Source organism: Deltaproteobacteria bacterium (assembly GCA_016930875.1).
In the GTDB taxonomy this organism is placed as follows: domain Bacteria; phylum Desulfobacterota; class Desulfobacteria; order Desulfobacterales.
Window position 1 is genome coordinate 1 of sequence record JAFGFW010000176.1, and the last position, 6,331, is coordinate 6,331.

A 6,331-nucleotide genomic window follows, 5' to 3' on the forward strand; every position below is an offset into this window, starting at 1 on the left:
AAGGGTTTGGCTGTTCGCCAATTAAAGCGGTACGTGAGCTGGGTTTAAAACGTCGTGAGACAGTTTGGTCCCTATCTTTCGTGGGCGCAGGATATTTGAGAGGATCTGTCCCTAGTACGAGAGGACCGGGATGGACGAACCTCTGGTGGTCCAGTTGTCGCGCCAGCGGCATAGCTGGGTAGCTATGTTCGGAAGGGATAACCGCTGAAAGCATCTAAGCGGGAAACCCACCTCAAGATTAGATATCCCTTTCCCGTGGAAACACGGGAAACTGAAGGCCCCTTGTAGACTACAAGGTTGATAGGCCAGGGGTGTAAGTCCAGTAATGGATTTAGCTTACTGGTACTAATAGGCCGTGCGGCTTGACCATAACTTACCACATGCAAATCTATGAGTGAACGCTTTAACCTGTGCATATCCAAATTAAAAATGATTTAGGAGATATCAAAGTTTTTCGGTGGCCATAGCGAAGAGGAAACACCCGTTCCCATTCCGAACACGGAAGTTAAGCTCTTCAGCGCCGATGGTACTGCTCGGGCAGCCGGGTGGGAGAGTAGGTCGCCGCCGGAATTTTTTAGAGGCCCGGACGAATTTATCGTCCGGGCTTTTTTTTGCAGCAAGCTTCTCTAACCCTACTCGCAGCAGGGCACAGTCTGCCTGCACGCACCCATGAAGTGGAAACATTGACGACACTGTTGCAGTGATGATTTTGCCCCTGAAAATGGCCTTTTAGGTCGTCAAATCACCTGTTTTTGGGATGTTTATCCTTGAAGATCAAGGGGATAGCTTGGTCCGACCCCAAGTTGACCCAAGTTGACCAACTTGGTTGGCCCGAGACGTTTGTTTTATCGAATATCCAGAGCCGGGCTCCACGATAACGGGATCAAGCCCTAAGGGCTCGCGTGCTTTTCCAGATAGGACCGAATCGTGGAATACATCTCCAATACCTTTGCCGACTGAGGCAGGGCGTCGCGGATCATTTCCATGAAGCCCCTTTCGCGAATGATCTCAAATGTCCGCGGAAAGTTCACATCATAAATCCAAGCCATTTGAAGGACCTTGAAATCATTCAGTGTCTTCATGGAATGTATCTTGACAATCCTTCCTGCCATCAAATCCGCGTATACTTCGTCCGAGATCTCCGGGGTATCTGGCAAGCCGAGTTCTATGGTCGCGTTCCTCAACCCGTTTTCCCTCTGATAATAATCAGTAACGACCCGCCAGATGTCCACTTTGTCGGCATCGCGGAGCAGTTTCGTAAAGAATAGTAGACGCTCGTTGGGCTTTTCTTCCGGGAGATCCAGACGGTTGTGATACGAGATGACGCTGAGGATCAGTTCACGTTCTGATTGCTTGAGCCCCTCTAACACATCGTGTTTGCGGAGGATCTTGACGCCAAGCTCGGCATGGTTTTCAGACCTGTGATCGGAAAATGTACCATAGCGGGCATACTGTTCAAATCGGCCCACATCGTGAAAAAGGGCTATGATTTCCGCCAGGCAAAGCTCTTCACGATTCAGACGCAAGCTCCTGCCGATATCCAGGATCTCCGTGCAAACTCGTCTCGTATGCTCATCTTTCAGGTCTATGTTTCTGTCATGTTCCGGGTTTCCGGATTGAAATGTCTGCACATAATCTGAAAACCACGCTCTCAGCGCCGATACTGTTTCTTGATTGATCATCCTCTCTTCGCCTCTGCATTTCCGGGGTTTCACCTAATTCAGACAACATATTCAGACCATTTATGAAATGATGGACTCGCAATCACAGGCGAGGAATCTCGCTCGTCGCAATGACTGGAAAGAACTTCTTACGAGACCATCAGATTTTAGTTTGTGTAACTGTCTGAGTCTATTTTTCAATTCCGTATAGAACCATATAGATTATCAGATTTCAGGCTTCAATACCACCGCTGAATTGCCAGCCGGATACCTATTCTCCTTGCCCATGCTGTCGTTTTGGTGGCTTGGCGCCAGAGAAGGGACAGAATGTCAATACAGCGAGACTCCGAGATTCCTCTCCAAGCCGACATAACCCATTGACAAAAATAGTGTTTCCTGATAGTTACCAGTGAAAATCCACGCCAATTCACGTTAACCCTAACCAGGAAGGTGTCATGAACTGAATGCCAAGACCACATTTCTCGTGGGAACAGCCGCGTTTGTGCGCTTCGTGCTGAAGAGGCATTGAAAAAGGCTGGAGCCCGAGCGATTGCTGATCACAAGCGCACCGGAGATCCAATCGTGGTCTGGGATGGCAGCGCGGTCAAGATCCCTGCTGAGCAGATTGAAATTCGTGAGCCAGGGCCGCAATATTTTGTAGGCCTGGCGGGGTTGATCAAAGCGTTGATGCCATTGATGGGGAGGTCCGGAAAAAAGAAACAGTAGACAAAAAATTCACCAATATTTTGCCGGGAGGCTAACCGGATATGAGGGGTTGGATATAACCGTGGAATACCAGAGGCGCCCGCAGGGCAGGGGAGTTTGGCCGATCTTGCCGCTCGGGCGGCAGGACATGTTGAGCAGATTTTCCCACCCAGAAAATCTGGTCAAAAAACTCTGAGGCTCTGTGAGCTCTGTGAGAGATGTTCGTTTGTGCGTCTGCGTGGGCTTGCAAGTTGGGTTGGCAAAAGAGGAGGGGTACATATGGGTTCACAGCAAGTAGAGGTCGGCTTGAAAAAAGCGATGTATGAGGAGATGGCGCTGATACGAAGATTCGAAGAAAAGCTGATCGAACTTTCTCAGGAAAAAGGAAAACTGGTCGGTATGCAAATCCTTGCCTACGGTCAAGAAGCCGTGTCCGTTGGAATTGTCAAGGCTCTCGAACCGGATGATGTCATTGTGAGTAATCACAGAAGTCATGGCCACTTATTGGCCAAAGGGGCAGATCCTAAATACCTTATGGCAGAGATTATGGGTAAGGCAACCGGTGTCAATAAGGGCAAGTCCGGAACCCTTCATATGTCTGTGCCCGAGGTGAATGCTTTGATGACAACGACGATCGTCGGAGGCGGGCCGCCTTTGGCCGTGGGGGCAGCCTTTGCCCAACAGTACCGAGGCACGTCAAATATCACCGTGGTTTTCTTTGGCGATGGCGCTGCTGCAGAAGGCAGTGTTCATGAGGCCATGAACCTGGCTGCGCTCTGGAAACTTCCTGTTCTATTTGTTTGCGAAAACAACTGTTGGGCAGGCGCTCAAAGCCTCTCTGAGCATTGTTGCTTGATGGATATTACCCGACGTGCCGTGGGGTACGGGATGCCGGGTGAGTTGGTGGACGGCAATGACGTAGAAAAAGTATTCACGCTTGCGAAAGAAATGGTGTCGCGCTGCCGCAACAGTCAGGGGCCGGTCCTCATTGAAGCCAAGACTTACAGAATCCGCGGCCACGGGGAGCACGATCACCAGCACTATGTGGATAAGAAAGAACTGGAAGCGTGGGCCCGATTGTGTCCCGTCAGGTGCCTGAGGGAGCGTATGCTGGCAGACGGTCTGGTCACAGAAGGAGAGATTCAGGTCATGGACAGACAGATAGAGGCAAAGGTTGACGAGGCGGTCAGATTTGCAAGCGACAGCCCGTACCCGTTGCCCGAAGAGGCTTTGCAGGATCTTTGGGTGGAAGATGGTATCCCCCAACAAGTTGCACAGTAGAGGAGGTCATTCATGGCAGTTTTATCATTTGGCCAGGCACTGAAAGATGCCCTCGATGTGGCCATGAGCAAAGATGACAGCGTTTTCATCGCGGGTGAGGGTGTTGGGGTATCCATCCATTATGATCCCAACTTGCCAACACACGGTCTCCTGGAAAAATACGGCCGGAAACGGGTAAAGGACACGCCGGTGAGCGAGGCAGCCATCGCTGGTCTGGGCGTGGGCGCCTCAGCGCTCGGCCTGCGACCTGTGGTTGAAATCATGTTTTTTCCCTTTATCACACTGGCTGCGGACATGCTGGTAAATCATGCTGCTAAGTTGAGGTATTTGAGCGGGGGAAAGTCTGCCTTCCCACTTACGGTAAGAGTCAAGGCCGGTGTGAGTTTTGCTGCTGGTTGCCAGCATTCGCATAATCTGGAGGCATGGCTTGCGCACAGTCCGGGATTGAGGGTCGTTTTCCCCTCCACAGCGGCGGATGCAAAAGGCTTATTGTTGAGCGCAATATTCGACCCGAACCCGGTGATTGTAATCGAAGAAATGCTGCTTTACTGGATGAAGGGGGAAGTCCCGGACGGGGACCACAGGATACCCATCGGAAAAGCCCGGGTAGTCATCCCTGGTAAGGATTGCACGGTTGTCAGCTACGGCGGAGCTGTCTACACGGCCCTGGAAGCGGCGAAGACCCTGTCAGAGGAAGGGATTTCCACGGAAGTAATAGACTTAAGAAGTCTGGTTCCCCTTGATAAGGCTTGCTTACTGGATTCAGTCAGAAGAACCGGCAGGCTTGTTGTCCTACACGATGCCACCAAGTTTGGTGGATTCGGAGCCGAGATATCGGCCATCGTTGCCGAGGAGGCGTTTGATGTGCTCAAGGCGCCTATCAAGCGCGTTGCGGCCCCAGATATTCCCGTACCTGTTTCACCACCTCAGGAAATGTTTAATAAACCGAGCCCTGAAACGGTGATAGCGGCTGTGCGGGCAACGGTGGGAAAAGGGTAAGGGGTCGCCCTCCTATAACTGACCCCCAAAACACACGCTGTTTTTTACAGAACCCTTCCAGTGGTGGATGCGGGAGAGCTGGTCGGAATCGTGGGAAAAGAGGATGTCCTGAAAACGTTTGTGTCCCTCGCCTGAAGATTTCGCATGAGAGTTATGCAACATAGTGAATAACGTCCCGTATCTTCCCCAGCCCTCAAAACCATCCTGCGATGGACATAAGCAGGCAGTTACAGCTCGAAATCATTGACATTTCAAATGATAAGGATATATAAACAAAAACCCCCTGCAGGGTTTCCCGCTCCTCCTGCTCGCGGGATATGAGCCCGGTTATTTCACGAGCCAAGGTTGCCGCTCAAGCTCCATTTCTCTGTCAGGAGGGGTGGGGCTTTTTTGTTCTTTTCCTATTGAGAACTGTAAAACAAAATGGCGCCCGCAAACTCATGAAGTTTCAAAAGGCCTAAAAAGTGACAATAAAATACAATGGTTGTAGAGTTATTTGCTTATTTATGGACGTTCCGGTTGTCCTTACATTAGACAGGATTTACAGGATGGACCGGATTGAGTTTCTGCCTTCCACCCTCCCTTCTCATTTCTCTTGACATGAATATGTAAATTGCGTAAAATGTGATTATCAAATATTACAAGGGGGGTGTCAGCTTATGGAAAAGCATATAACGGCTACTCAAGCTGTGAGAGACTTCTCAGAACTGTTAAATAGAATAAAATTTAAGGGGGACCGCTATATTATAGAAAGAAGCGGAAAACCGGTAGCACAAATGGAGCCTGTAAGAGAGGCAAAGAAGGCAAAAACGCTAAAGGAGCTTAAATCCTTACTCAAAGAACTTCCCAGGCTGGATGAAGAGCTGGATGCCTTTGCAGCGGACCTTGAAGGTATACGGAAAGACCAACCGCCCCTACCAGAGGAGGGCATGTGGGAATAATGCTTGATACGAGCCTTCTTATCCAGGCAGAGAGAGGGCATTTTGACATAGACAGATTTATAAGAGGCAGGGAGGAAGAACCTTTTGGCCTGAGTGTTATCACGGTTGCTGAGCTTCTTCATGGCGTCCATAGGGCGGATTCATCAAAGAGACGCCTGAAAAGGAGTGCCTACGTGGAAAAGGTCATCGAATGGTTTCCAGTATATCCTTTTGACATCCTGACGGCGAGAATCTATGCAGATATATGGGCTTATTTGCGCAGGAAGGGCATTCAGATTGGCGCCCACGATCTTATGATTGGCTCTACGGCCCTTGCCCTTGGTTTTTCAGTGGCAACTTTCGATAAAAGACATTTTCAGAGGATTGAAGGGCTTAAAATGGAAATATTAATTGCCTAAGACAGGATTTACAGGATGAACAGGATATAACATTTTTTGATCTTTCCGCCCAGGCGGAGTGCGTTTCTCCCTTCCATCCCTCCGGGCCGGAGGCCGGGAATGGACAAAGGCAAGAAAATCCTGATGATCCTGTTAATCCTGTCAGAAAAATATTCATGCCTGCTGTTTTTCAAGATGATTGAGGAGAAGTTGGAGACGCTTTTGGAGTGATGATTTTGCCCTTGAAAATGGCCTTTTAAGTCGTCAAATCACCTGTTGTTGGTAAATATTCGGTGAACTCTTAAATTTTGCTGGACACAGCTTTTCAATTTTGGTATACGCGGAGACATGTCGTGTCATTACTCAC

The 6,331-nt window shown here is 49.6% G+C and carries 6 protein-coding genes and 2 rRNA genes; 7 read left to right on the top strand and 1 reads right to left on the bottom strand.

Features of this window, described 5'->3' with window-relative positions:
* Together JW883_15050 and rrf are read left to right on the top strand one after the other, a co-directional pair.
* Nucleotides 1–370, top strand: a 23S ribosomal RNA gene (locus JW883_15050); the annotation flags it as partial.
* Between the two features lie 83 nt (nt 371–453).
* Nucleotides 454–570: ribosomal RNA gene (rrf, locus tag JW883_15055) — 5S ribosomal RNA — on the top strand.
* 320 nt (nt 571–890) lie between these two features.
* Here the strand turns inward: rrf and JW883_15060 are convergent.
* Nucleotides 891–1,682 carry an HD domain-containing protein gene (locus JW883_15060; GenBank protein ID MBN1843583.1) on the bottom strand — a complete coding sequence of 264 codons (792 nt, stop codon included), beginning with the start codon at nt 1,680–1,682 and terminating at the stop codon, nt 891–893.
* 504 nt (nt 1,683–2,186) lie between these two features.
* On the opposite strand from JW883_15060, the gene JW883_15065 reads away from it, so the two are divergent.
* From JW883_15065 to JW883_15085, 5 genes are all read left to right on the top strand, one after another.
* Nucleotides 2,187–2,387 (top strand): hypothetical protein, encoded by a 201-nt coding sequence (locus tag JW883_15065; GenBank protein ID MBN1843584.1) that lies wholly within the window; start codon nt 2,187–2,189, stop codon nt 2,385–2,387.
* A gap of 258 nt (nt 2,388–2,645) precedes the next feature.
* On the top strand, nt 2,646–3,647 hold the full coding sequence (locus JW883_15070) for a thiamine pyrophosphate-dependent dehydrogenase E1 component subunit alpha (protein MBN1843585.1): 1,002 nt from the start codon (nt 2,646–2,648) through the stop codon (nt 3,645–3,647).
* 12 nt (nt 3,648–3,659) lie between these two features.
* The gene (locus JW883_15075) at nt 3,660–4,646 is read left to right on the top strand and encodes an alpha-ketoacid dehydrogenase subunit beta (protein ID MBN1843586.1); all 987 of its coding nucleotides are present in this window, start codon (nt 3,660–3,662) and stop codon (nt 4,644–4,646) included.
* Between the two features lie 659 nt (nt 4,647–5,305).
* Nucleotides 5,306–5,587: a type II toxin-antitoxin system Phd/YefM family antitoxin gene (locus JW883_15080; GenBank protein ID MBN1843587.1), complete on the top strand. Its 282-nt coding sequence runs from the start codon at nt 5,306–5,308 to the stop codon at nt 5,585–5,587.
* Nucleotides 5,587–5,985, top strand: coding sequence for a type II toxin-antitoxin system VapC family toxin (locus JW883_15085; GenBank protein ID MBN1843588.1), 399 nt, complete (start codon nt 5,587–5,589; stop codon nt 5,983–5,985). Before JW883_15080 ends, JW883_15085 begins: the two co-directional genes overlap by 1 nt.
* Nucleotides 5,986–6,331: the final 346 nt, after the last annotated feature.

Coding starts and splice junctions, on each gene's coding strand:
- JW883_15060 (MBN1843583.1), bottom strand. CDS start 1,682: ATGATCAATCAAGAAACAGTATCGGCGCTGAGAGCGTGGTTTTCAGAT.
- JW883_15070 (MBN1843585.1), top strand. CDS start 2,646: ATGGGTTCACAGCAAGTAGAGGTCGGCTTGAAAAAAGCGATGTATGAG.
- JW883_15075 (MBN1843586.1), top strand. CDS start 3,660: ATGGCAGTTTTATCATTTGGCCAGGCACTGAAAGATGCCCTCGATGTG.
- JW883_15080 (MBN1843587.1), top strand. CDS start 5,306: ATGGAAAAGCATATAACGGCTACTCAAGCTGTGAGAGACTTCTCAGAA.
- JW883_15085 (MBN1843588.1), top strand. CDS start 5,587: ATGCTTGATACGAGCCTTCTTATCCAGGCAGAGAGAGGGCATTTTGAC.